General features: G+C 69.2%; 23 protein-coding genes and 2 pseudogenes. 12 read left to right on the top strand and 13 right to left on the bottom strand.

Annotated features, from left to right (window positions below):
* Positions 1–53: 53 nt before the first annotated feature.
* Complete coding sequence (locus tag BOX37_RS03235) at positions 54–710, bottom strand: DUF8020 domain-containing protein (RefSeq protein ID WP_071926327.1); 657 nt, start codon at positions 708–710, stop codon at positions 54–56.
* Between the two features lie 265 nt (positions 711–975).
* Between BOX37_RS03235 and BOX37_RS03230 the strand changes: the two genes are divergently transcribed.
* Positions 976–2,136 carry a YhgE/Pip domain-containing protein gene (locus BOX37_RS03230; protein ID WP_071926326.1) on the top strand — a complete coding sequence of 387 codons (1,161 nt, stop codon included), beginning with the start codon at positions 976–978 and terminating at the stop codon, positions 2,134–2,136.
* A gap of 48 nt (positions 2,137–2,184) precedes the next feature.
* Here the strand turns inward: BOX37_RS03230 and BOX37_RS03225 are convergent, their stop codons facing one another.
* From BOX37_RS03225 to pdxH, 5 genes and pseudogenes are all read right to left on the bottom strand, one after another.
* On the bottom strand, positions 2,185–2,832 hold the full coding sequence (locus BOX37_RS03225) for a DUF8020 domain-containing protein (protein ID WP_071926324.1): 648 nt from the start codon (positions 2,830–2,832) through the stop codon (positions 2,185–2,187).
* A 202-nt stretch (positions 2,833–3,034) separates the two neighbouring features.
* Complete coding sequence (locus BOX37_RS03220) at positions 3,035–3,394, bottom strand: FKBP-type peptidyl-prolyl cis-trans isomerase (protein WP_071926322.1); 360 nt, start codon at positions 3,392–3,394, stop codon at positions 3,035–3,037.
* Between the two features lie 32 nt (positions 3,395–3,426).
* Positions 3,427–4,740 (bottom strand): citrate synthase, encoded by a 1,314-nt coding sequence (locus BOX37_RS03215; protein ID WP_084759394.1) that lies wholly within the window; start codon positions 4,738–4,740, stop codon positions 3,427–3,429.
* 154 nt (positions 4,741–4,894) lie between these two features.
* Positions 4,895–5,161 (bottom strand): annotated as a pseudogene (locus BOX37_RS03210) (MFS transporter); the annotation flags it as partial.
* Positions 5,158–5,922, bottom strand: coding sequence for a pyridoxamine 5'-phosphate oxidase (gene pdxH / locus BOX37_RS03205; RefSeq protein WP_084759393.1), 765 nt, complete (start codon positions 5,920–5,922; stop codon positions 5,158–5,160). The pseudogene BOX37_RS03210 and the gene pdxH, both read right to left, overlap by 4 nt.
* 76 nt (positions 5,923–5,998) lie before the next feature.
* Here pdxH and BOX37_RS03200 point away from each other — a divergent pair, with 76 nt between their 5' ends.
* From BOX37_RS03200 to BOX37_RS03190, 3 genes are all read left to right on the top strand, one after another.
* Positions 5,999–7,123 (top strand): citrate synthase 2, encoded by a 1,125-nt coding sequence (locus BOX37_RS03200; RefSeq protein ID WP_071926319.1) that lies wholly within the window; start codon positions 5,999–6,001, stop codon positions 7,121–7,123.
* Positions 7,124–7,225: 102 nt separating this feature from the next.
* Positions 7,226–8,056 (top strand): alpha/beta fold hydrolase, encoded by an 831-nt coding sequence (locus BOX37_RS03195; RefSeq protein WP_071931143.1) that lies wholly within the window; start codon positions 7,226–7,228, stop codon positions 8,054–8,056.
* Positions 8,056–8,505, top strand: coding sequence for a GbsR/MarR family transcriptional regulator (locus BOX37_RS03190; RefSeq protein WP_071926318.1), 450 nt, complete (start codon positions 8,056–8,058; stop codon positions 8,503–8,505). Before BOX37_RS03195 ends, BOX37_RS03190 begins: the two co-directional genes overlap by 1 nt.
* 54 nt (positions 8,506–8,559) lie before the next feature.
* On the opposite strand, the gene BOX37_RS03185 is transcribed toward BOX37_RS03190, so the two are convergent.
* Entirely contained in the window at positions 8,560–9,195 is a 636-nt protein-coding gene (locus tag BOX37_RS03185) for a hypothetical protein (RefSeq protein WP_071926316.1), read from the bottom strand.
* A gap of 136 nt (positions 9,196–9,331) precedes the next feature.
* Here BOX37_RS03185 and serC point away from each other — a divergent pair, with 136 nt between their 5' ends.
* The 3 genes from serC to BOX37_RS03170 all read left to right on the top strand — a co-directional run bounded on the left by serC (position 9,332) and on the right by BOX37_RS03170 (position 12,660).
* On the top strand, positions 9,332–10,453 hold the full coding sequence (gene serC, locus BOX37_RS03180; protein ID WP_071926313.1) for a phosphoserine transaminase: 1,122 nt from the start codon (positions 9,332–9,334) through the stop codon (positions 10,451–10,453).
* A gap of 309 nt (positions 10,454–10,762) precedes the next feature.
* Entirely contained in the window at positions 10,763–11,767 is a 1,005-nt protein-coding gene (gene sepH, locus BOX37_RS03175; protein WP_071926311.1) for a septation protein SepH, read from the top strand.
* Positions 11,768–11,922: 155 nt separating this feature from the next.
* On the top strand, positions 11,923–12,660 hold the full coding sequence (locus BOX37_RS03170) for a DUF6928 family protein (RefSeq protein ID WP_071926309.1): 738 nt from the start codon (positions 11,923–11,925) through the stop codon (positions 12,658–12,660).
* A gap of 21 nt (positions 12,661–12,681) precedes the next feature.
* Here BOX37_RS03170 and BOX37_RS03165 read toward each other — a convergent pair whose 3' ends face one another.
* A complete protein-coding gene (locus BOX37_RS03165; RefSeq protein WP_071926307.1) occupies positions 12,682–12,984 on the bottom strand; it encodes a DUF2537 domain-containing protein in 303 nt (100 codons plus the stop codon).
* The gene (locus BOX37_RS03160) at positions 12,981–13,784 is read right to left on the bottom strand and encodes a TrmH family RNA methyltransferase (protein WP_156910247.1); all 804 of its coding nucleotides are present in this window, start codon (positions 13,782–13,784) and stop codon (positions 12,981–12,983) included. Before BOX37_RS03160 ends, BOX37_RS03165 begins: the two co-directional genes overlap by 4 nt.
* 25 nt (positions 13,785–13,809) lie before the next feature.
* Here BOX37_RS03160 and BOX37_RS03155 point away from each other — a divergent pair, with 25 nt between their 5' ends.
* Complete coding sequence (locus BOX37_RS03155; RefSeq protein ID WP_071926302.1) at positions 13,810–14,217, top strand: YccF domain-containing protein; 408 nt, start codon at positions 13,810–13,812, stop codon at positions 14,215–14,217.
* On the opposite strand, the gene BOX37_RS03150 is transcribed toward BOX37_RS03155, so the two are convergent.
* Positions 14,218–14,655, bottom strand: a complete 438-nt coding sequence (locus tag BOX37_RS03150; RefSeq protein ID WP_071926301.1) for a MarR family winged helix-turn-helix transcriptional regulator — start codon at positions 14,653–14,655, stop codon at positions 14,218–14,220.
* 62 nt (positions 14,656–14,717) lie between these two features.
* Here BOX37_RS03150 and BOX37_RS03145 point away from each other — a divergent pair, with 62 nt between their 5' ends.
* Positions 14,718–14,978, top strand: a complete 261-nt coding sequence (locus BOX37_RS03145) for a DUF2530 domain-containing protein (RefSeq protein WP_071926300.1) — start codon at positions 14,718–14,720, stop codon at positions 14,976–14,978.
* Here the strand turns inward: BOX37_RS03145 and BOX37_RS03140 are convergent.
* Positions 14,975–17,023: a neutral/alkaline ceramidase gene (locus tag BOX37_RS03140; RefSeq protein ID WP_071926299.1), complete on the bottom strand. Its 2,049-nt coding sequence runs from the start codon at positions 17,021–17,023 to the stop codon at positions 14,975–14,977. The genes BOX37_RS03145 and BOX37_RS03140 overlap by 4 nt on opposite strands.
* A 121-nt stretch (positions 17,024–17,144) precedes the next feature.
* Here BOX37_RS03140 and BOX37_RS03135 point away from each other — a divergent pair, with 121 nt between their 5' ends.
* On the top strand, positions 17,145–17,771 hold the full coding sequence (locus tag BOX37_RS03135; RefSeq protein WP_071926298.1) for a TetR/AcrR family transcriptional regulator: 627 nt from the start codon (positions 17,145–17,147) through the stop codon (positions 17,769–17,771).
* Here the strand turns inward: BOX37_RS03135 and BOX37_RS03130 are convergent.
* The gene (locus tag BOX37_RS03130; RefSeq protein WP_071926297.1) at positions 17,768–20,743 is read right to left on the bottom strand and encodes a sacsin N-terminal ATP-binding-like domain-containing protein; all 2,976 of its coding nucleotides are present in this window, start codon (positions 20,741–20,743) and stop codon (positions 17,768–17,770) included. The genes BOX37_RS03135 and BOX37_RS03130 overlap by 4 nt on opposite strands.
* Positions 20,744–21,387: 644 nt before the next feature.
* A pseudogene (locus BOX37_RS35055) lies at positions 21,388–22,134 on the bottom strand (DUF3027 domain-containing protein); the annotation flags it as partial.
* A gap of 8 nt (positions 22,135–22,142) precedes the next feature.
* On the opposite strand from BOX37_RS35055, the gene BOX37_RS03120 reads away from it, so the two are divergent.
* On the top strand, positions 22,143–22,919 hold the full coding sequence (locus BOX37_RS03120; RefSeq protein ID WP_071926296.1) for a glutaminyl-peptide cyclotransferase: 777 nt from the start codon (positions 22,143–22,145) through the stop codon (positions 22,917–22,919).
* 164 nt (positions 22,920–23,083) lie between these two features.
* Entirely contained in the window at positions 23,084–24,256 is a 1,173-nt protein-coding gene (locus tag BOX37_RS03115) for an RNA-guided endonuclease InsQ/TnpB family protein (protein WP_240505184.1), read from the top strand.
* Positions 24,257–24,360 lie beyond the last annotated feature (104 nt).

Below are 24,360 nucleotides of genomic sequence, written 5' to 3'. Positions count from 1 at the left end.
GTGACTCGAAAGTCACGGGCGCGCAGACGTTCTACCGATGGCGAGCCATCAGATCAGGGCAGGACCTGCGGCACGGCCTCCGGGATGACCAGACCGATCACGGCGCCGATCACCGCTCCGGTGATGGCAGTCGAGATCACCGACGGGATCGCGCAGAACACGTAGCCGATGATGAACGCGGCCAGGGCGGGCACGCACAGGATCGCCGCGGCGATCGCGCCGACCGTGGCGCCGGCGGCGGCACCGTTCTGGACGGGATCGTGGTTGGCCGCTTCGGGGTTGGTGGCGATGGACTTCAGCTCGGCGCTGGTGTCGGTGGACAGCTGCGGGGCGATCGACAGCGTCTTGCCGTCGGCGGAGACCACCGAGGCCACCGCGATGGCGTTGCCGGTGACGGTGTCGAGCTTCAGCGGCAGCGTGCCGACGGTGGCGCCGGTGTCGGAGACCACGTTCACCGCGTCGTGGGTGAGTACGAAGCGGCCGTTGTCGACGGTGGCGGAGATGGTGCGCAGGTCCGGCGCGACCACGGTGCGGTAGCCGACGCCATCGGCGACGCCCTCACTCGACAGCCCGGTGGCGATCCCGGCCTGCTGCTCGACGGTCACGTCGGCGGCCGCCGTACCCGCGGTGACGAGCGACGCGGCAACGGCCAGCGGCAGCGCGGCGACGACCGCGCGACGGCCCGTACGAATGATGCTGCGGTGGAACATGTTCGATGAACTCCCTCCCGACGCCCCCGAAGAATCCCCGAACCCCCCGGACGAATCGAAAAAATTTCGATGTCGATTGACCCAAAATTTGTACCGGATCGACCGGCACTTCGGGAGTTGTTGTGACGCAAGCCATAATGATCAAGACGAGCTATCGCCGCACGGTCGATTCGGCACACCGCCGGATCCCGGCGGCGCGCATCCTCACCGAACTCTCAGACATCTCCCACGACCGACACCGAAGACGCTCGATACCGTCGCGATCGTGATCGACAAACGGCTTCGTCTGCTCTGCCTCGCCACCGCTGTCCTGCTCGCGGGCGGCGCCGTCGCCGCCTGCGCGGGCCCCGACTCGGCACCCACCGGAATCGCCCTGGTGAACGCCGATACCGGCCCGACCGGCGAGCGAGTGGTCAAGGCCGTGCAGGACGCCGGCGGCTACGAGTGGACGGTGGCGAAACCGGGCGAGATCGACGCCGGTGACTACGCCGCGGTGATCACCCTGCCCGCCGACCTCACCTCCTCGATGGCCACGCTGGCGACCCTGGACCCCCAGCGCGCCAAGGTCACCGTGACCACGCACGACGGCGCCGATCAGGGCACCGTGAACGGCGCGGTCGACGTGGTGACCCACCGGATCGGCGCGTCCGGGGTGGACGCGGCACTGGCGGCGGTCTCGCAGGCCCGCAATCAGATGACCTCGGTGCAGTTCACCGCGCAGCTGCTCAACGCGGGCGTGAACGCGGCCGCTGCGGGCGCCGACCAGTTCAGCGGCGGCGCCGAGGAGATGCTCGGCTTCCTCGATTTCGCGAAGGAGGGTGCGGGGCAGCTCACCTCGGCCATCGAGCTGCTGAACCAGACCGTCGACGGCGCGGCCAAGCAGGCCGATCAGCTCGCCGACGCGCTCGACGCGACCGGGGTGACCATCGCCGGTGTCCAGAACAGCGCCGCCGCACTCGGCGCGGGCCTCGACCAGATCCTGCCGCTGCTGCACGCCCTACCGTTCGCCGGTGACCCGCAGCTCGCCGACATCATCACCAAACTCGAAGCGCTGCGCGGGGTGTCGAATCAGGCGGGCACCCAGCTCGACGGTCTCAGCGAGCTGACCGGTGCCGCCGTCGACCCGAACACCGAGCTGGGCACCCTGCTGCGCACGGTCGTCGACCGCCTCAACAGCGCCCGTGACCAGCTCACCCAGGGCGCCGAACTCGCCGAGGGCCTGCCCGCCCTCGCCGAACAGGGTGGCGCCCAGCTCGTCTCGGCCATCGAACAGCTCACCGGCGGCGTCGGCGCGCTGCAGAACATCGTCGGCAACCTCACCGACCAGACCGGTAAGGCCCTCGACGCCCTGCCCCCGCGCGGCCAGGCCCAGCAGTCCGCCCTGGCCCTGGCACTGACCGATCCGGTAGAGGTCGTGCGCGAATAGCAGCAGTGTGGCCCGGTCGGATCGACCGGGCCACACCAGTTTCCACGCTCAGGGCAGGACCTGGGGAATCACCTCGGGGGCAACCGCGCCCACCACGGCGCCGATCAGCGCGCCGACGAGTGCGTTGGGCAGGCCGACCAGGCCGACACACGGGACGTAGACGATCAGGAAGGCCATCAAGGAGGGCAAGCACACCACGGCGGCGATGAGCGCGCCGATGCCCGCGCCCGCGGCGGCGCCGTTCTGCACCGGGTCCGGGAACTGGGCGGTGGGGACGGTCGCGATGTCCTTCAGTTCGGTCGCGGCGGCGGGGGTGATCTGCGGGGTCACCGTCAGGCCGCGGCCGTCGGCGGCGATCTCGGTGGCCAGGTCGATGACATTGCCCGCGGCCGTGGTGAACGAGGCGGGGATCTCCCCGATCGGGCTCCCGGTGGCCGACTCGACAATCACCCCGCCCGCGTCGGGCGCGAGCACGAACCGGCCCTCCTCCAGCGAGGCGGACACCGTCTTCAGGTCCGGCGCGACGGTGCTGCGATATCCGACCCCGTCGGTCTCGCCCACACTGGACAGCCCGGCGGCGTAGCGGGCCTGCTGATCGGACTCGGCGGCCGAGACTCCCGCGCCGACCAGGCTCATCGCCACCGCCACCGGCAGCACACCGGCCAACAGGTGCCGAACGCTCTTGCTGTGGAACATGATCGAGAATCTCCTTCCGAAACCCCCGAAGAAGCCCCGAACCCCGGGCGAATCGATCAGCTCACTGTCATGGACACGAGCATTCGTAGCTGATGACAGCGCTGATAGCAAATTCGCACAACCGAATTCACGCAACACGCCAGCGAACGCGACTGCGGCCCGCCTTCCATCCTGGAAAGCGGGCCGCAGTTATGTTTTCGGGTCAGTTCGCCTCGAGCAGATCGATCACGAAGACCAGGGTCTTGCCGGAGAGCTGATGACCCGCACCGGCGTTGCCGTAGGCGAGCTCCGGGGGAATGGTGAGCTGGCGGCGGCCGCCGACCTTCATCCCCGGGATGCCGTCCTGCCAGCCCTGGATCAGACCACGCAGCGGGAAGACGATGGACTCGCCACGATCCCACGAGGAGTCGAACTGCTCGCCGGACTCGAATTCGACGCCGACGTAGTGCACCTCGACGGTGCCACCGGGCACGGCTTCGGCGCCTTCGCCCACGACGAGGTCTTTGATCACGAGTTCGGTGGGCGCGGGGCCCTCCTGGAATTCGATCTCCGGCTTGGTCATTCGGCTATCCCCTTCGATAGTTTCAGTTCGGGCTAACGGCCAGCGATGTCACGGTAGTCACGCTCACCGTAGCCGGTGTAGATCTGGCGCGGACGGCCGATCTTGAGCGGCTCGGAGTGCATCTCGCGCCAGTGCGCGATCCAGCCCGGCAGCCGGCCCATCGCGAACAGCACGGTGAACATGCGAGTCGGGAAGCCCATGGCCCGGTAGATGACGCCGGTGTAGAAGTCGACGTTCGGGTACAGGCGACGCGAGACGAAGTAGTCGTCGGTGAGGGCGGCCTCTTCGAGCTGCTTGGCGATGTCGAGCAGCTGGTCGTCGCCGCCGATCTTCGACAGGATCTTGTCGGCGGCCTGCTTGACCAGGGTGGCGCGCGGGTCGTAGTTGCGGTAGACGCGGTGCCCGAAGCCCATGAGCTTCACGCCGTCTTCCTTGTTCTTGACCTTGCGGATGAATTCCTTGACGTCGCCGCCGTTGGCCTTGATCTCGTCGAGCATCTCGAGCACGGCCTGGTTGGCGCCACCGTGCAGCGGGCCCCACAGCGCGTTGATGCCACCGGAGACCGAGGTGAACAGGTTGGCATCCGAGGAGCCGACCAGGCGCACGGTCGAGGTGGAGCAGTTCTGCTCGTGATCGGCGTGCAGGATCAGCAGCATGTCGAGCGCGGCGGCGATCTCGGGGTCGACCTCGTAGGGCTCGGCCGGGAAGCCGAAGGTCATCCGCAGGAAGTTCTCGACCAGGCTCAGCGAGTTGTCCGGGTAGAGGAACGGCTGGCCGACCGACTTCTTGTACGAGTAGGCCGCGATGGTGGGCAGCTTGGCCAGCAGGCGAATGGTGGACAGCTCGACCTGCTCGGGGTCGCGCGGGTCCAGCGAGTCCTGGTAGTACGCCGAGAGAGCGTTGACCGCGGACGACAGCACCGGCATGGGGTGCGCGTTGCGCGGGAAGCCGTCGAAGAACCGCTTGAGGTCCTCGTGCAGGAGGGTGTGGCGACGGATGCGATCGGTGAACTCGTCGAGCTGAGCCTGGGTGGGCAGCTCACCGTAGATGAGCAGGTAGCTGACCTCGATGAACGTCGAGCGGCCCGCCAGCTGATCGATCGGGTACCCGCGGTAGCGCAGAATGCCCGCTTCACCGTCGATGTAGGTGATCGCCGACTTGGTCGAGGCGGTGTTCATGAAACCGGGGTCGTAGGTGACGTAACCGGTGCTGGCCAGCAGCTTGCCCAAGTCGAGTCCGTCGTTGCCCTCCGCGGCCGAAGTGACCGAGATCGGGAACTCGCCACCGGGGTACTGCAGTACCGCCTTGGCGTCATCGGCGACGTTGGTGATGTTCTCAGCGGGCACGGAAGGATCCCTCTCAGGCTAGTTGAGATTCTCGCCGAGCCCTGAAACCCGGCGCCGAACCGTGAGGCACCCATGCGGTCGGCACAGGCGCGCTCGATGTAACGCTAACTCTTGTTCGGTCCGAACGAGCAACCAGGGTTACCCAGCGCTGTTCTCACACCGCCGCGTGTGCGCGCGTGATCCTGTAGCGGACGAATGCCGGGAATGCCAGCGCCGCCAGCACCACCCCGATCACCACGAGCACACCACCACCGGCGGCAGCTACAGCGGTACCCAGGCCAGCCGCGGCGAAACCGTGGGCAACATCACCGATCCGCGGCCCACCTGCGACGACCACGATGAACACGCCACGCATACGGCCGCACATCTCGTCGGTGGCGTCGTTCAGCAACATCACCGTCCGCAGCGCCGCCGAGATCAGGGCTGCAAACGTTCGATCGTCGTGTTCGCGCCGTCGATTCGCACGACGATCCGGTTGTGCAGGCGCCCGCGCCTGCCCTGCCAGAACTCCACCTCGTCGGGGCGCAGCAGGTAGCCGCCCCAGAACGGCGGCACCGGGATGTCGTCGACCTCGGCGAAGCGGGTCTCGGTGTCGGCCAGCGCCTGGTCGAGTTCGGCGCGCGAGGCCGCGGGCCGCGACTGCCGCGACGCCCACGCGCCCAGCCGCGATTCGCGCGGACGCAGCTGCCAGTAGGCCTCGGTCACCTCGGCGGGCACCCGCTCGGTCACCCCGCGCACGTGGACCTGCCGGGCCAGCGCGGGCCACAGGAAGGTCGCCGCGGCGTACGGATCGGCGGCGAGCTGGTTGCCCTTGGCGGAGTCATAGTTCGTATAGAAGGTGACGCCCTCGGGCGAGAGCCCTTTACACAGCACTGTGCGCGCCACCGGGCGCGGCGCGGGCCCGGCGAGAGAGACGGTGGCCAACACCATCGCGTTGGGTTCGGCGACGCCCAGGGTGCGCGCCTGGTCGATCCAGCGGCGCAGCAACGGTTCCCAGCCCTGCGACACCCACGATTCGTCGAGGTCGTTTTCGATGGCGGGCACCGCCTGCGGATCGCCGTAGTCCACGCGCATGGTGCTCAGATCGACGGCGCCGGAGATCACCGCGTCGGCCAACGCCTCTGAGGACGCCCCCGTGACAGCGTCGGGCGCGGCCCCCGCGGAAGGGTCGAGTTCACGCATAGGGGCGACGTTACTCCGGGGTACCTGCGGGTCTATGGTTCAGGGAGATCGGCATGCCCCTGCAAGGAGAGTCACCATGACTACCAGCTCGGTACCACAGGATTTCGTCAGCGGATTGGAAGGCGTGGTGGCCTTCACCACCGACATCGCCGAGCCGGACAAGGACGGTGGCGCGCTGCGATATCGCGGCGTCGACATCGAGAACCTGGTGGCCAACCGAGTGACCTTCGGTGACGTGTGGGCCCTGCTGGTCGACGGTCAGTTCGGCCGCGGCCTGCCGCCCGCCGAGCCGTTCCCGCTGCCGGTGCACACCGGTGACGTGCGCGTCGACGTACAGGCGGGCCTGGCCATGCTCGCCCCGATCTGGGGCTACGAGCCGCTGCTCGACATCGACGACGAGACCGCCCGCGAGAACCTCGCCCGCGCCTCGGTGATGGCGCTGTCCTATGTCGCCCAGTCCGCGCGCGGCATCTATCAGCCCGCCGTCCCGCAGCGCGAGATCGACGAGTGCACCACCGTCACCGAGCGCTTCATGACCCGTTGGAAGGGTGACCCCGACCCGGCGCACACCGAGGCGATCGACGCCTACTGGGTTTCCGCCGCCGAACACGGCATGAACGCCTCCACCTTCACCGCCCGCGTCATCGCCTCCACCGGCGCCGACGTGGCCGCCTCGCTCTCCGGCGCGATCGGCGCCATGTCCGGCCCGCTGCACGGCGGCGCCCCCGCCCGCGTCCTGCCGATGATCGAAGCGGTCGAACGCGACGGCGACGCCCGCGCGCTGGTCAAGGGCATCCTGGATCGCAAAGAGAAGCTGATGGGCTTCGGCCACCGCGTCTACCGCGCCGAGGACCCCCGCGCCCGCGTCCTGCGCGCCACCGCCAAGCGCCTCAACGCCCCCCGCTACGAAGTGGCCGCCGCCCTCGAACAGGCCGCCCTCGCCGAACTCCGCGAGCGCCGCCCCGACCGCGCCATCGAAACCAACGTCGAATTCTGGGCCGCGGTCATCCTCGACTTCGCCGAGGTCCCCGCCCACATGATGCCCGCCATGTTCACCTGTGGGCGCACCGCGGGCTGGTGTGCGCACATCCTCGAGCAGAAGCAGCTGGGCAAGCTGGTCCGCCCGGCAGCCATCTACACCGGCCCCGGCCCCCGCACCCCGGAAGAGGTCGCGGGCTGGTCGACCATCAGCCAGAGCTGATTCTCGATCTGATCCGACCGAGCGCCGGTGGGCAGTTGCCCACCGGCGCTTGTCTTTCGACCTCCGCATTCAATCGCCTCTAATTTGATCTATATTCAGAGAATGGTGAATATAGATCAACGGCTCGCTCGGCCGAATGCCGAGATCGCGTTCGCGGACACGGGAGGTGAGGGTCCTGCCGTGGTGTTCGTTCACGGGGCGGGCATGGACCACACCATGTTCGACACGCAGGTCAAGGCGCTGACCGCGGGCGGATATCGCGTGGTGACGTGGGATCTGCGGGGGCACGGGGAATCGCTCCTCGCGCCGGGAGCGCGGTTCGCTGCGGCAGATGCGCTGGACGACCTCGCGGCGTTGTTGCGGGAGTGCGAGATCGATCGGGCTGTGCTCGTTGGTCATTCGCTCGGGGGGAATCTCGCGCAGGCGTTCGTTCGGACGCATGGCAAGAGGGCGGCGGGGCTGATCGTGTTGGATTCGACGTGGAACACGGGGCCGCTGTCGGGGTTCGAGCGGTTCGCGCTTCGGCTCGCGGCGCCGTCGCTGGCGATGATTCCGGCGCGGACGCTTCCGGGGCTCATGGCGAGGGCGTCGGCGGTTACTCCGTCCGCGATCGCCAGGACGGAAGCGATCTTCGCGCGCATGCCCAAGCGGATCTTCCTCGATGTGTGGCGAGCCACGGTGTCATTCGTCGAGCCGGATCCCGACTACCGCTGCCCGGTGCCGCTCGCCCTGGTGCGGGGTGCGCGGGATCGCACCGGGAACATCGCGACGGCGATGCCGCGCTGGGCGCAGGCGGAAGGGATCACCGAGCACGTCATCCCGGACGCGGGCCATATCCTCACCTGGGACGCACCCGAGGCGACCTCGAGAACACTGCTGCGCATCCTCGATCAGTGGGACCTCGGGAACCCGGCGCCCGAACGAGGAGAGTGATGAACGCCGATCAGGAACAGTTCGTGAACGCCATGGGCGACACGCTGGCAACCTGGAACCTCCCGCGCGGGACCGGGCGGGTCTACGGATATCTGCTCCTGCAAGACGACCCGTCCACCTCGGACCAACTCCGCGCCGACCTCTCACTCAGTTCCGGCGCCGTGAGCACCGCGATCCGCGAACTGGTCTCCTGGGGCCTGGCCCGCACCATCCCGCGCGCAGGCAGCCGCCGACTACTCGTCGAAGCCGCAGGCGGATTCGAACAACTCCTCGCCGCCAGCCACGAACGCACCCGCGTCTTCATCCGCAACCTTCGCTCCGCCGAAAGACTCACCGACACCCCCCACGCCACCCAACGCCTCCGCGACGTCACCGACCTGTTCACCACCTACGTCGACGCCGGCGAACGCGTCTTACGGGAACGGGCGCAGGCACCGAAGGACGACTGAGTCGCCGACGATCACGTGCTCGAGGTGAAGCAACCCGTCGCGGAGGGCGATCACTCAGGACAGTGCGGCGAAATTGATGGCGACGGAGTCTCCTCGGTCGACGGTGAAGAAGGCTGCTTCGAGGCGGGTGCCCAATTCGATCTGGCCGACTGCTGCCAGTGGGACCGGCTGGATCAGGCGTACGCGCCATGGTGACGGTTCGTCCCAGGCGCGGAGTTCCAGGTCCAGGCGTAGTACCGGGTCCTCGCGGCCGGTGTAGTCGGCCGCGACCGGGGACACAGCGAGGACCGTCGCCTCGGCGCGGCGGCCGTTGGCCAGGATCTTGGCGGCGGCGCTGCGGCCGGTTTCCGGGATCTCAGGGAGGAACAGGGCGACCCGTTCGCGGTCGCCGGGATCGACGCGGCAGCCGACGAGGTCGCCGGGGCGCATCCATTCCAGATCCTGGCTACGGACCCGCTGCCGGACCCGCGCGTCATAGGCCAGTTCGCCGGGCAGCTTCACCCGCACGGAGAATCGGTAGCCACCCTCGCCACGCCGAGTGCGTACCGAGAGCACGGTGGCGGTGGCGGAAAGCCCCCTGATCAGCAGTTCCCGGCGCCCGCTCTCGGGCAGCAGGCCGGGTCGCCTTCCGAACGCCCAGGCACATCGGTCGAGCAGGGTCCGACCCGAGTCGGCCACGGCGAGGCTCATGCATGGAGGGTAATCCGTCGCCGGTCGACGCAAGGGCAAATTCCCCGCACCCGGACGACGCAGCCGTCCGCGCGCCCCTGAGCACGGGGAGGGGGCGCGGACCACGGCGCGCCGACTCTCCAATAAACTCCTCCCCATGACCAGTGCGTTCCCGACCATTCCCGCCGACCTCAAGCCCGCTGACGGACGGTTCGGCTGCGGCCCGTCCAAGGTCCGCCCGGAGCAGCTGCAGTCCCTGGTGACTGTCGGCGCCTCCGTGTTCGGCACCTCGCATCGCCAGAAGCCGGTCAAGGATGTGGTGGCCCGGGTGCGCAACGGCCTGCGCGAGCTGTTCTCGCTGCCCGAGGGCTACGAAGTGGTGCTCGGCAACGGCGGCACCACCGCGTTCTGGGACGCCGCCGCGTTCGGCCTGATCCGCGAGCGCTCGCTGCACCTGACCAACGGTGAGTTCTCCTCCAAGTTCGCCTCGGTCGCCAAGGCCAACCCGTTCATCGGCGATCCGATCGTCGTCTCCGCGGAGCCGGGCAGCGCGCCCGAGCCCGTCTCGGACCCCTCGGTCGACCTCATCGGCTGGGCGCAGAACGAGACCTCCACCGGCGTGTCCATCCCGGTGTCGCGCCCGGTCGGCTCGGAGAACGCGCTGATCGCCATCGACGCCACCTCCGGCGCGGGCGGCCTGCCGGTGAACATCGCCGATTCCGACGTCTACTACTTCGCCCCGCAGAAGTGCTTCGCCGCCGACGGTGGCCTGTGGGTCGCGATCATGAGCCCGGCCGCGCTGGCGCGGGTCGCCGAGATCAAGGAGTCGGGTCGCTGGACCCCGGACTTCCTGTCGCTGCCGATCGCGATCGACAACTCCACCAAGGACCAGACCTACAACACCCCGGCGCTGGCCACCCTGCTGCTGTTCGCCGACCAGATCGAGTGGATGAACGCCAACGGCGGCCTGGACTGGACCGTCAAGCGCACCCTGGATTCGTCCTCGCGCCTCTACACCTGGGCCGAGTCGAGCTCCTTCGCCACCCCGTACGTCACCGATCCGGCGCACCGCTCGCAGGTCGTGGGCACCGTCGACTTCGACGACGCGGTCGACGCCGCCCAGGTCGCCAAGATCCTGCGCGCCAACGGCATCGTCGACACCGAGCCGTACCGCAAGCTCGGCCGTAACCAGCTGCGCGTCGGCATGTTCCCGGCGATCGATCCGGAAGATGTTTCACAGCTGACCCGTTCGATCGACTGGGTCGTCGGACAGCTCTGAGATAAGACCGCAATACGGGCCGGTGCCCGGTGAACCCCGAAAGGTTCACCGGGCACCGGCTCTTTGCGCATGTTCGCAATATTCGCCGACGGCGACGGATCTCAGCGGCGAATTCGATGTTGATCCATCACCAAAATGCCTGTATACGACCGGAATTCGTGCGGTGAGCCGATCAGATTAGCGGGACAGGCGGTCCCGGTGTGCGATTTCGGTGTGCGTGTCTGCTGCCGCGGCCAAGTAATGTGCACTAGTGTCTAGGAAAGTGGGCGGTGTCCTCATAGGCGGAGCCGACGCGATAGGGAGGTAGCGGTGCGTGAACTTCGAGTGATCGGGGTGACGCCCGACTCCACGCACATCGTGTGCAGCGACACCGAGTCCGGTACCAAGTTCCGGTTGCCCGCCGACGACAAGCTCCGCGCGGCGGCGCGCGGCGACCTCGCACGATTCGGCCAGATCGAGATCGAAACGGAGGCGTCCATGCGTCCTCGCGATATCCAGGCCCGTATTCGAGCCGGGGCGTCCGTCGAGCAGGTCACGGCGGAGTCCGGGATGCCGGAAAGCAAAGTAGAGCGTTTCGCCTACCCGGTGCTGCTCGAACGCGCGCGGGCGGCCGAACTGGCGCAGAAAGCGCACCCGGTGCTGCCCGACGGTCCCGCGGTGGAAACGCTGAGCGAGATCGTCACCGCGGCCTTCACCGAGCGCGGGCACGCCATCGAACAGGCCGAATGGGACGCCTGGAAAGACGAAAAGGGGTTCTGGGTCGCCCAATTACAGTGGCGTAACGGACACTCCGAGATCGCCGCGCACTGGCGCTACCAGCCCGACGCGCACGGCGGCTCGGTCTCCCCGCTCGACGATCCCGCCAACGATCTGATCGATCCCGACTTCGGTCGCGCGCTGCGCGGCCTGGCCACCATCCTGCCCGCACCGGTGGAGACCCCGGCGCCGGTCATCGAAGCGCCGGTCCCGGTCGAGCCGCGACCGCGCGAGCAGGTCGCGCCCACCGCGCGGCCGCCCGCCCGCCCGGCCCAGCCCGCCCTGGACGAGTACTACGAGCAGCGTCAGGTCGCCGCCGGCGGTGGCACGGCACCGATTCCGGCCGTACCGGCGCCGACGGCACCGATTCCGGCCGCGCCCGCGGTCCCGGCCGCCCCCGCGGCGCCGAGTCCGCCGGTGGCACAGCAGGAGAAGCCGGTCACCGAGGAACCGACGCCGGACAAGCCCGCGCCGAAGCAGAACCGGCCCAAGCGCGGCAAGGCACCGATGCCGTCGTGGGAAGACGTACTACTCGGAGTCCGAAGCTCCGGGCACTAGCTGTTCCGCCTCTCCGCGAATTTCGGCCAGGCTCAGGTGCGGGGTCGGGCGATGTTGGCGGCCGGTGGTCGGGTGCGGGGAGACGTGGCCCGTACCCGGTGAGTTACCCATGTTCTTACGAGACCTGGTGATTCGGTCGAGGTGGGAGGTGGCTCGTGATTTCGGCTTCCACTATTTGGTATGTCGATACCGCGGACCCCTCGGCGGTCTTGCGGACCCACCCTGACCCCGATCCTGTTGCGGCGGCGGCGTTGGCGGGGCAGCTGTACGCCGAGCACGATGTGCGGCCGATCATGATCGGGACGCTGCACGGGTGCGCGGGCCCGGATCGCGACGAGGTGTACATCGGGTGCTATCCGGGGTTGACCGTGGTGTGCACCGCCGAGGCGGCGCTGGTGCGGCCGACGAAACTGCCCGACCTGCTGGTGCGCCCGCTCGCCTCCGAGCACACCTATCTGATGTCGTTCGACGCGAAACTGCACTGGGGCGCGTTCGCGCACTGGGAGCGGGGCGAGTTCCGGCGTTCGTTCAGTTCCACCCGGGTCGACATCCTGGAGAACGAGGGGCTGCCGATGGTATGGGAGCGGCCGTTCTGGGCGGGTGAGCATCCGGTGCCGTGGCGCAGCGACGATCGTCCCGGACCGCAGTCACTGCCGTTCGATCCGCCCGACTTCGCCGACGCGGCCAACGACGAATGGCTCGGCTTCGGCTACCGGTCACCTGGTGGGCCCGGCCGCGTCGGTCCGGCCGATCTGGCGGTGTGCGGATTCACGCTGTACCCGAAAGGCCGCGCGCCCGAGACGAAGTCCACCCTGGTGGCCCGGCCGGGCACGGCAACCCGGCGCAAACGCGGGGTATTCGGCTGGCTGCGCGGCGCCGACCGCGTGCGGTGAGACCAGCCGAGCGCTGAGGTCTCAGCCGACGAGTTGGTCGACGAGTACCGCCACCCACCCGAGCGCGACCCCGGCCGCCGCACCGGCGAGCACCCACCGCACCACCGGCGTGAACCGCCAGCGCCACGCCGTCGGCGCGACGCCCACCACGGCCACCACGTTCACCGCCACCGCGAGCAGCGGATGCACCGCGGCCAGCGCGGACCCGAAGGCGTACACCCCGACCCCACCGAGCACGGCGACCAGCACGACGACGGTGCCACCGGCCACCCAGGGCACCGAATCCGGCTGGGCCCGGTAGGGGCCTTCGGATCCGGGGCTCATGACGTGCGCACTCGTTCGTAGAACGCCATCGCGGCCGCGGTCGCGACATTGAGCGAGTCGGTGCCCGGCGACATCGGAATCCTGGCGCGAATGTCGGTGGCGCGCATGGCCTCCTCGGTGAGGCCTGGCCCCTCGGCGCCGAGCAGCAGGGCGACGCGCTCGCCGGTCATCGCCGTGGCCAGGTTCACCGCGGTGGGATCCGGGGTCAGCGCGATGATCTGGAAACCGCGTTCGCGCAGCAGATCCAGTCCATCCGGCCACTGTGGCAGCTGCGCGAACGGCACCCGCAGCACGTGTCCCATCGACACGCGCACGGCCCGCCGGTACAGCGGGTCGGCGCACCGGTCGCCGAACAGCACCGCGTCCGCGCCGAGACCGGCCGCGTTGCGGAACATCGAGCCCAGGTTCTCGTGGTCGTTGACGCCCTCGAGCACAGCCACCGTGCGCGCGCCGTCGAGCACCTGGGCCGGACTCAGCTCGACCGGACGCGGCGCGACCGCGAGCACTCCGCGATTGAGATGGAAGCCGACCACCTCGGCCATCACCTCGGCACTGGCCCGGTAGTACGGGATGTCGCGCCCGGCCAGATCATCGGCCAGCGCCGCGTACCGTTTCCCGACCCCCAGCAGCGCGCTCGGGGTGAACCGGGAGCCCAGCATCCGCTGCACGACGACGACGCCCTCGGCGATGACCAGGCCTTTCCGACCGGGCAGGTCGGGCCTGCGGTCGGCGCAGGACAGATCGCGGAAGTCGTCGACCCGCGGGTCGGCGGGGTCTTCGATGTCTATCACTTCGGCCACCGGACAATCCTGGCATGCTGGAAGCATGAAGCTGGTCCAGTTGATCTTGAACATCCTGTGGGTGGTCTTGTGCGGGTTCTGGATGGCGCTGGGCTACCTGCTCGCCGCGCTCATCTGTTTCGTCCTCATCATCACCATTCCGTTCGGCATCGCCTCGTTGCGGTTGGCCGGATACGTCCTGTGGCCGTTCGGGCGCACCGTGGTCGACAAGCCGAGCGCGGGCGCCGGCTCGCTGATCGGCAACGTGATCTGGTTCGTCTTCGCGGGGTGGTGGCTGGCACTCGGCCACGTGTTCACCAGCATCGCGCTGGCGGTCACGATCATCGGTCTGCCGTTCGCATGGGCGAACCTCAAGCTGGTGCCACTGTCGCTGTTCCCGCTCGGCCACGACGTGGTCGACGCGGACGCGGCGCGCGCACGCACCTTCGGCTGATCACTCCGATTCGGCGACGATCTGGTTCATGATCGCGACGGCCTGGTCGAGTACGGCGAGCTGGTCGGGCTCCAACCCCGCCAGCTGCTCGGTCATCCACGCCTCGCGGGCGTGGGTCTCGTCGGCGATCAGCGCGCGACCGGCGGGCGAGAGGGAGACGATGATCTGCCTGCCATCGGTCGGGTGCGGTCGGCGTTGTACCAGGTCGAGGTCCGACAGCGAGGCGATGACGCGCGTCATCGACGGCGGCTGCACCCGCTCCTTGCCTGCCAGCGCGCCCGGAGTCATGGCGCCGTCGCGGGCCAGCGTCGCGAGGGCGGACAGCTGGGTGAGCGAGATCTGCGCGTCGGCACGGCGGCCGCGCAGGTGTCGCGTGAGCCGCACGACAGCCAGTGAGAGCTCACCGGCCAGGGCACGGACGTCCGATGGCGTTGTCACAGTGCAGAACTCTACGGTACGCCCGGACCACCTGACGGGTTTCGCACCGCTACTGTTTGGGTATGGACGCCGGACCCGTCAGCCCCGAGATTCCTCAGCTGCCCCGATTCCTGGTCGATCCGCGTCCGGTCGTGCTGGCCGGCTTCGCCGCCTGGGCCCTGGCCACCGTGCTGGTGTGGCTCGTCCCGAACTGGGCCGACGCGCGTCCGGTCTGTGTGATGGGGTTGGTCGTCGGCGTGCTCGGGGTGTCGATCTACCTGGCCCAGCGGCGCTCGGCCCGCCGCGGTGACAAGGGCGCCCAGGTGGGCATCGACACCGATTAGGCGGTGATCTCGAACTCCGCGCTGGTGCCGGTGACCGGGTGGAGCGTCCCATCGGCGCCGAGTGCGTCGGCGTAGTGCACGAAGCGGTGCGTGCCCGGCTGGGCGGCAGCGGGGATGTCCCAGGTGAAGCGGGCGATCGAGACCGCGTCGCCGTCCTTGCGCCAGTGGAATCGCACGTCCCACTCCCCCTCGTTGGCCACCCGCTCCCACCCGTTGCCGGTGCGGCGCTGCACGTCGAGGAAGGTGTCGCCCCGGCGCGGATTGTGCTTCGGGTGCGCGGAGACGAATTCGACCGCCACCTGGTCCCCCCGCGCACTGCGCGCGGGGGGCTGGACGAGGACCGCGCCGAATTCGTGCCCCTGCGGCGTCGCGTCCGGGCCCGGCGCGGCGACGAGGTTCGGTTGCAGTGCGGAGACATCGCGGGGCGCCGGACCGCGGGCCACGGCGGCGCCTGCCACGAACGCCTCGGCCAGCCGGGTGAACTCCTGGACGTACCCGCACAGCGTGTAGCGGCCGAACAGGGTCGAGGCGCCCTCGTACTGCTGCGCGTCGTACTCCTCCGGCGTGGTGACGTACTGGTGGTAGTTGTTCGTATAGCCCTGCAGCAACACCTGGTCGAGGTCGACGCCGAGCGTCGCGGCCACCGCGCGGCGCACCCGCAGCCCGGCCACGATGGTGAATTCCGCGCCCGCGGTGGCCAGATACAGCCCACCGAGACCGACCAACTGGATCGGCACCACATTCGGCACCCACGGCACCGGCGGGAGCAGGCCGAGGGGGGCGAAGATCGCCTTGGGCGCCTGGGCGTCGGCCAGCCAGGCCGGGCGCGGATGGTCGATCCCGCCGAGGAGATCGACCAGCGGATTGCGCACGCCCTCCGAGATCGGGCCGCCGGGCAGACCGGGGCCGTCCTCGACGCTGCCCGCGGCCAGCGAGACACCGGCGGCGGCGGGCGCGGTGCGCTTGGGCGCGCCGTCGGGGGTGAAGCGGCCGTCGATCCTCAGGTCGGCGAGGTCGATGTAGCACAGCAGTGAGGCGACCGCACCGGACATCGGAACAGATTGTGCGACGGCCGCTTTCGAGGCCCTGTACTGACGTTCGCCGATGATCCTGGTGTTGGCGAACTCGTCGGTGGTCGGTCCGTCGCCTGGGGCGAGGTGGAGGTTGGGCGACATGTCACCGGCGTTGGTCTGCGCGAAGGCGGCGAGGAAACCGGGCTTGCCGTCGAGGTGGCGGACGCCGTGCTCGAGATGCTCGGCCGCGTAGCTGGCGTAGCCCTTGTTGTCGGAGCTGATCAGGCGGTTGGCGTTGGTCATCGAGGTGTTGTGGGTGGCGAACCAGGTGAGCGCGCCCACCTGTCGCCCCGCTCTGGCGAAGACGATCGTGGTCACCGCCGGGTCGACCGCATCGGGGAACACCGCCCGGTCGGCCGCCGGATTGCGGTCGAAGGCCACGCGGGAGCGGTTCACACTGGCATCACGCAATTCCGAGCGGCCCAGTGCGAGGGCGCCCGGCGCGTAGTCGGCGTCGGCCGCGACGATAGCCTCGACAATGCCCGCCACCTCGGCGTCGTAGACCTGCTGTTGAAATCCCAGCGTCGCCAACGTGTAGGCGTAGTCGTGCGCGGAACCGCCGCAACTGGAATGGGTGTGGGTGGAGGTGAGCACGACATTTCGCTCGGTGTAGCGGTCACCGAAACGCCGCGCGAGCGCGCGCAGTACCCCGTCGTGCACCGAGCCGAACACCGCACCGTTCTCGACCGCGACGAAAGCGACGCGATTTCCGCCCGATCCGATCACGAACGCGCGGGCGCGCGGGCGGAGATGAATTCCCGCCGTGGTCTGTTCGAGTTGGGAGTAGCCCATCATGCCGCATTCCGCGGCCGGGCCGGTGAGATCGGCGATACCGAGCCCGAATTCGAATCCGGTGGGTTCCGGGCTCGCCTGCGCGCCGGGCATTCGAGCCCCCGCCAGCGTCGAGAGGACAGGCACGGCGCTCACACCCAGCGCCGAGGCGGCGAGCACGGTACGTCGGGTCAGGGGCATCAGCGGAACTCCTTCGCAACTTCCGATTCGGAGACAACCACACCAACTGGTCGTATGTCCAGAATTTTCGCCGCGGACCGGCGAATTGACTGTTCGCGACGCGAGCGCTTAACTCGCACACGTGTCCTCCCGATTGAGCGTCGAAGAACGACGAGCCCACCTGATCGAGGCAGCGATCGGTCTCGCCGAGAAAAAGGGCGTAGCGGGCGTGACCACCCGTGATGTCGCCCAAGCGGCCGGTGTCTCGCTCGGTGTGGTGCATTACTGTTTCGAAAACAAGGACGCGCTGATGACCGAGCTGGTCAAAGCACTGTCCATGGAATTGCGCGATTCCGTCGATGCCGATGAATCGGTATGGGAAGACGCCGGAACAGGAAAAGAAGCGCTTCACAAATTGGTGCGCCGCTGCCTCGAACTGATGTGGCGCAACATCGAAGCGACCCCCGAGCGACAGCTGCTCACCTACGAGACCACCACCTACGCGCTGCGTGAGGGCGAGGCCACCCCGGCCAAGATCGCCATCGCCCGCGAGCAGTACACGTTCAACGACAACACCGTCGCCGAGGTGATCGACCACTGCCGCGAGGCCACCGGCACCCAGTGGAACACGCCGGTGTCGGCGCTGAGCCGGTTCATCCTCAGCGTCATCGACGGGATCGTGCTGCGCTGGCTGGTCGACGACGACAGCGAATCGGTGCAGACCCAACTCGATCTGCTCGCCGAGATGGTCGTCGCGCACGCGAGCTAACCGACCCGCGGTACCTGGACGTGCACGACGCCGTCGGCGCGCCACCACGGCACCCGCACGGTCCCCGAGATCGCGCCGCGCAGGTGCACTTCCAGCGAGTCGTGCAGGACCAGCGCGCCGGTCGTGTCCGGTGGTGACCACAGCTGTCGCAGCACCACACCCAGCGGCTCCGCGGCCCAGGTGCTGTGTCGGCCGGCGCCGAGCACCTCGGCGCTGATCTGCTCCGAGGCCAGCGGCAGGTCCAGCAGGGTCGCCAGTGCCTCGGCGTGCGCGCTGTCGCCGACCACGAGGCGTCCGGGTGGGACGACGAGGCCGAAGCAGGGCTCATCGAGGACCATCGCGGTGCCCGCGTCGACGACGGCGCCGGAGAGGGCGCGGACCTGCTCGGGGAGGTCGAGTTCGCGCGGGTCGAGCGCGCCGGACGCGACGGCCTCGGCCAGGCGGGTGTGTGTGCGGGCGATGACCTCGGGGGCAGGGGTTTTCGCGGGGTCGGCGAGGGCGTCGAGGAGTTCTTCGGCCAACTCCGCCGACATCACGTCCGGGTGGACCAGCAGGGGGCGCAGGGCGTCGAGGTCGGTGCCGTGGATGCCGTCGGCGTCGAACACCGGGAGCAGGCCGGCGAATTCGGCGTCGTCGGGGTGGCGGAGCCGGCCCAGCGGGATGCCGTCGAGGTGGGCGTGGTGGTGCAGCCACCAGGCGGTGTAGCCGTCGCGGTCGGCCAGCAGGGCACGGGTGCGACCGGTGGCGAGCAGGTGGCGCAGGGCCTGCGGCCAGCGGTGGTCATCGACCAGGTCCAGGTCCCGCACGGCCACGAGTTCGCGGGGGTCCGTGGCAAGGCTGTCCCACCAGGACTGTTCGTCGTCGAGGTCGTGGTCAGGGCCGATCGGGTCGGGGTCGGTGAGCACCGCGAGATCCCAGCCGACACCGATCGCGCGCAGGGCCTGCTCGCCGTACTCGGCGACGGTGGTCTCGGCGACGATGCCGAAGGGCGAGTCGGCCACCAGGACGTCGGCGAGGGGGGCACCGGGCAGGAGCAGTTCGTCGGCGGGGCGCGGTTCGCCCGTGTCGTCGGACAGCTCCAGCAGGCCGAGCCAGGGCGGGAGGGCCGCCGAGGAGGCGAACCGGGCCAGGTGCAGGACCGCGGTGACGGTGTCCGGGTCGGCCGGGTCCTGCTCGAGCAGATCGCGCAGACCGGGATCGGTGAGCAGATCCTCGGCGGAGGCGCTGCGGGCGCCCAGGCGGGCCAGCAGGGGGTGCGTGGCGTCCGGGTGGGCCAGGCGGGCCCAGTGCACCGGGACGGCGACGGTGAGCTGATCGTCGAGGACGACGGTGCGCGGTCCGGTCACCAGCCGCCCGTCCGCGAGCGGCACGGCGAGCGCGCCGAACTCCTCGGCGGTTCGGGTGTCGACGACGAAGGGTTCCAGCGCGGCGTAGAACCGCCGCCACCACCGCGGTTCGCGGTCCAGGCCGCTGGAGAGCTCGGCCAGGGCGGCGGGGCCGAGGCGGTGGACATCGAGGACCGACAGTTTGTCCTGGTAGGGGCGGCCGGAGAGTTCCGGGATCACCAGGGGGCCGGTGATCTCGGTGAGGAGTTCGGCCAGTTCGGGTGTGAGATCCGGGAAAGCGCTCGCGCGGGTGGGCGGGCTGCACGGGGCGGAGCTGTCGAAGACTGCCGCCCTGGGGCCCTCTGCGGGCACGGCGGATGCGAACAGGTCGGGAGCGTTCGACGGCGCAGGGCGCATGGCAGGTTCGTCGGACGCGAAAAGGTCAGCTAGGTCGGGCGTTTCGGAGTGGCCGGGACCGACGGTGGTTGCGGATGCCGCGAGGTTGGCGGCCCCTTGGGCGGATTCGCCGACGCCCGGGGGTGCGGAGGCGGGGGCGCAGACGGGCAGCCAGGGGTGGGTGCGGAGTTCGGCGATGACGGCTTCGCGGAGCAGTCCGTCGGCTTCGCTGCGGGCGAAGGCGGGGGTCGGGACGAGGGTCAGGCGGTCGCGAGGTGGGAGGGCTCGGGCGAAGTCCGCGTAACCTTCGGCGAGTTCGGAGAGGCGGGCGCCGGGGAGGAGGCGGCGGCGGTCCGGCTGCATGGGGATGTCGGCGACGAGGAGTGCGGGGAGGGAGAGGCCCTCGTCGGAGCGCGTGGGGGCACGCAGGACGTCCGGGGCGGCGGGGACGGGGCGGCCGTTCTGGAGCGGCAGGAGCCAGCGGGCGCGGGGGGTGCGGTACTGCCACCAGGTTCGGCGGGCACCGGAGGGGAGGGCGATCGTCAGCTCTGTGAGCGCGCCGACAGCGAAGACGGGGTCAGCTCCGGCGTCACGGGCAGCACCGGCGGTGAGGGTGGTTACCGTGCTGGTGAATTCGTCGTCGCCGATGCGGATGCGTTGCAGGGCGGGTAGTTCCAGCAGCAGGTCGGGCGCTTCGACGCGCATGGCGGCGAGGAGGGCGGCCGGGTCGATGTCGTCGCGCAGGTGGACGACGATCTCGGTGTCGGCGCCGGCGACGGGGGTCGTCGGCACCGGCCAGGCCAGGCGCAGCGCCGGTGGGGCGATCGCCGCGAGATCATCGGGAATGCGGATTCCGGTGTCGTGCAGCGCGTTCCGGGTCGCCGCGCGAGAGAACCGGATCGATCCGGTTGTCGAGCGCACCTCGATCTCGTCCCCGATCGACCGCACCGCGGTGAACCCGACCCCGAACCGCCCCACCTGGGCGGTGCCGGACTTACCGGAGGCCCGCAGTGCCGTGAGCGCGTGCACGCCCGCAACACTCAGCGGGACACCGGTATTCGCGACATGCAACCGCCCGTCGAGCACCCGAACGGTCAACTCACCCGCGACACCGGCCTTCGCCGCGGCATCGGCCGCGTTCTGTGCGAGCTCGGTGAGCACCCGATCCCGGTAGCCCGCGGCCACCAGATCCGCCTCACTCGCACTGTCCTCCCGCAACCGCGTCGGCGAATCCCGCCACGCGGCAAGCACTCCGGCACGCAGCTCCGCGGTCCCGAAGGGATCCGCCGCTGCGTTCAGCGCGCCACCGACGATCCGTGCTCTTCCACGAACTCACCGGCGCGCTGGGCATCGGCATCCGCTGCCGACGCACCACCAGCAGACGCCGTCTCCGCGCCACCAGCCCTGTCCGCGTCGGCCACTGCCTGGCTTTCCCCGGCACCCTCGGCTTCGTCGGCCACAGCCTGACCCGTCTTCGCGTCTCCCACAGCCGCCGGATCGACATCAGCGGCAGCGACCTCCGAGGCGCCGGTGGTGGCGATGGCTTCAGCTGCTGCGGGGGCCTCGGCTGATCCAGGCGCCACCTCTTCGGTCGGCGCTTCGAAGCCAGCCGCCTCGGACTGCTCGGTGCTCGCAGCGACTTCCGCGGCGACAACGGCCTCGGCCGACTCCGGTGCCGCGCCTTCGGCGAAGGCGGCGCGGTCGGCGGCTGCCGCTTCCACGGCTGCTGCCTCGGTGGTTTCCTGGTCGGCACTCGCTGCCTGGGTCGCGGCGGTTTCCTGCTGGTCGGTGTGGTCAGCCGGAACCGGTGCTGCTCCCCGCTGGTCGGCGGAATCACCGTCGATGGCGCTCGACTCGCCACCGGCGGCCTTCGCCTGTTCGGTCGCGCGGACGACATCGACGAAATCGACGGCATGGTCGTCGAAGGCCTCGTAGCGGGGAGAACCGTTGCCGCTGGGGGCGCTCACGTCGGAGTGGGCACCGCAGCCGTATTCGACGTGGACGACGTGGCCGTCGGCGCCCATCTCGTTGGCGCACACGCCGAAGGCGTCACGCAGGGCACCGGCCAGGGGCACGTAGAAGCCGCACAGACCACAGGTGGCGGGGGCGGCCTTGGCCATCTCGGTGTCGGGGCCGTATTCGGCGTACCAGCGCTCGGCGGCCGCCAACCGACCGTCGAGGCTGAGGACCTGCACGCGGCCGAGACCGACCTCGCGGGCCACCTCGTCGATCACCGGATCGCCGGTGGCCACGTAGCCGGGGACCAGGCGCGGGTCCTCCGCGGGCGGGGCCAGCAGGTCGCCGGGGCCGAGATCGCCGGGGCGGACCCGCTGCTCCCACGGGATGAAATCGGGCGCGATCAGGGCATCGGGCCCCGGCAGCAGCGCCGACTCGCTGACGGTGGCACGGTCGGCCCCCGGCGGTGCGGCGACCACCACGGCCCACTGCCAGCCGCGATAACCCGCCAGGGTCGTCTCGAACCGGTGGGTGGCTGCCGAGTCGTCCTCGGCGGTCACCCCCAGATGGACTCCTACCCCGTCGGGTTCCAACTCGACGAGCGCACGACGTGCGGCCTCGGCCGCATCGGCCAGAACGGGACGCACGCCGGACTCCGAAACAGATACTGCGCTCACGGCATACATTTTGCCGTATGAACCGCATCGGGACTTCGTTGGCCATCGCTGTGCTGGTCAGCCTGCTCGCCGCGACCGCCTGTGGGGCCGCCGAGGAGCCGGGCCCGCCGCGCTGGCGCGTCGAGGTGATCGGCTCGTCACCGCACGATCCGGAGGCCTTCACCCAGGGGCTGGAAGTCGTCGACGGCATTCGCTACGAGAGCACCGGCATGTGGGGCGTGTCGAGCGCGCGAGCCACCGACCAGGACACCGGCGTCGAACGGGCCCGCGCGGATCTGCCCGCCGAGATGTTCGGCGAGGGCATGACCAAGGCGGGTGACATCGTCTGGCAGATCACCTGGAAGGACGGCATCGCCTTCGCCCGAGACCCGGAGACCCTGGCCGAAACCGGCCGGGTGACCTACGAGGGCGAGGGCTGGGGCCTGTGTGCTCAGCCCGACCGACTGGTGATGAGCGACGGCACCGACACCCTCACCTTCCGCGACCGGGCGACCTTCGCGAGAACCGGCTCGGTGACCCTGTCCGGCCACTCCCGCCTCCAGCCCAACGAACTCGACTGTGCCCCCGACGGCACCGTCTACGCCAACAACTACCCCTCCGACGAGATCCTGCGCATAGACCCCGGCACCGGCCAGGTCCTCGCGGTCATCGAGGCCGGCGGGCTGCTCTCCCCTGCCGAACGCGCGGGCACCGATGTCCTCAACGGCATCGCGCACCTCCCGGGAACCGACCGATTCCTGCTCACCGGCAAGTACTGGCCACGACTGTTCGAAGTGCGATTCGTCCCGAAATAGCCGATTGTGTCCGACATTGCCCCGCCGCGAGTGAACACCCGCGGCCCGCGTGCGCCAGAATTGGACTGTGACAGGTGCACGGAGAGTTCCAGCCAGAAGCCCGAGAGGAGATCTCGGGCACCTACGGCAACCTCCCGCGCCGCCAGCGGCCGTAGCGAGCAATCATGCATCGCTGCTATCGTCTCGACGTGCAGTTGCGTTATCGATACCGTGTGTATCCGACGCCCGAGCAGCAGAACGCGCTCGCCCAGTCGTTCGGATGCGCACGTGTCGTATTCAACGATTGCCTCAGGCTGCGGCAGGACGCTCACAAGGCGGGTGTGAGGATCTCCGATACCGAGGTTCAGAAGCGAGTCATCACCCTTGCGAAGAAGTCACCCGAGCGCTCATGGCTCGCAGAGGTGGCGTCAGTGGTCTTGGTCCAAGCGTGCGGAGACGCGCGTCGGGCCTATCGCAATTGGTTCGACTCGTTGTCTGGGAAGCGAAAGGGTCGCAGAGTCGGCCCTCCTCGGTTCCGGTCCCGCAGAGACTCCCTGCAGTCGATCCGGCTCACCCGCAACGGATTCAGCATCAGGGCGAATCGACGCCTCTATCTCGCGAAGGTCGGGGAACTCGCAGTTCGGTGGTCTCGCGAGCTCCCTTCGGATCCGTCATCGGTGACGATCATTCGCGACAGCACGGGACGGTACTTCGCGTCGTTCGTGGTCGACACGGACGACTCGCCGATGCCCCCGTCCGACTCCGAAGTGGGCATCGACCTCGGACTGGAAACATTCGCGGTGCTCTCGGATGGAAGAACGATCAGTTCACCCAGATTCCTGCGGCGCGCGGCCAGGCGTCTCCGGGTCGCGCAGCAGGGACTGTCCCGCAAACGAGTCGGCAGCCAGAACCGGAACAAGCAACGCATCCGTGTTGCGAAGGCTCACGCGGCCGTTGCCGACGCCCGTCGCGACTGGGCGCACAAACAGTCCACTGCGATCATCCGCGAGAACCAAGCGGTGTTCGTCGAGGACTTGTGCGTATCCGGTATGGCCCGATCGCGACTGGCGAAATCGATCCACGATGCTGGATGGAGCATGTTCATCAACATGCTGGAGTACAAGGCCAACAGATACGGTCGGGCCTTCTGGAAGGTCGAACGCTTCTATCCGTCGAGCCAGATATGCAGCGCCTGCGGCGTACGGAGCGGCAGGAAGCAGCTCTCGATACGCAAGTGGGCGTGTTCGGCCTGCCACTCGGTACACGACCGCGACCACAATGCCGCCAAGAACATCCACGCCGCCGGACGGGCGGAGTGGCAAAACGCCTGCGGAGAGTCCGTCAGCCTTACCGCCTAGCGGGGAGCACGACTCAGTGAACCAGGAACCCACCGAAGGTCCATACCACGGGCCAGGAGGAACCTCGGCTAGTCACGGCCGGGGGGACGTCAATACGCCCCGCG

Origin of the sequence: Nocardia mangyaensis (assembly GCF_001886715.1) — a bacterium.
GTDB lineage: Bacteria > Actinomycetota > Actinomycetes > Mycobacteriales > Mycobacteriaceae > Nocardia > Nocardia mangyaensis.
The sequence above is the reverse complement of the archived record's forward strand: the minus strand, read 5'-3'. Positions and strand labels throughout refer to the sequence as shown.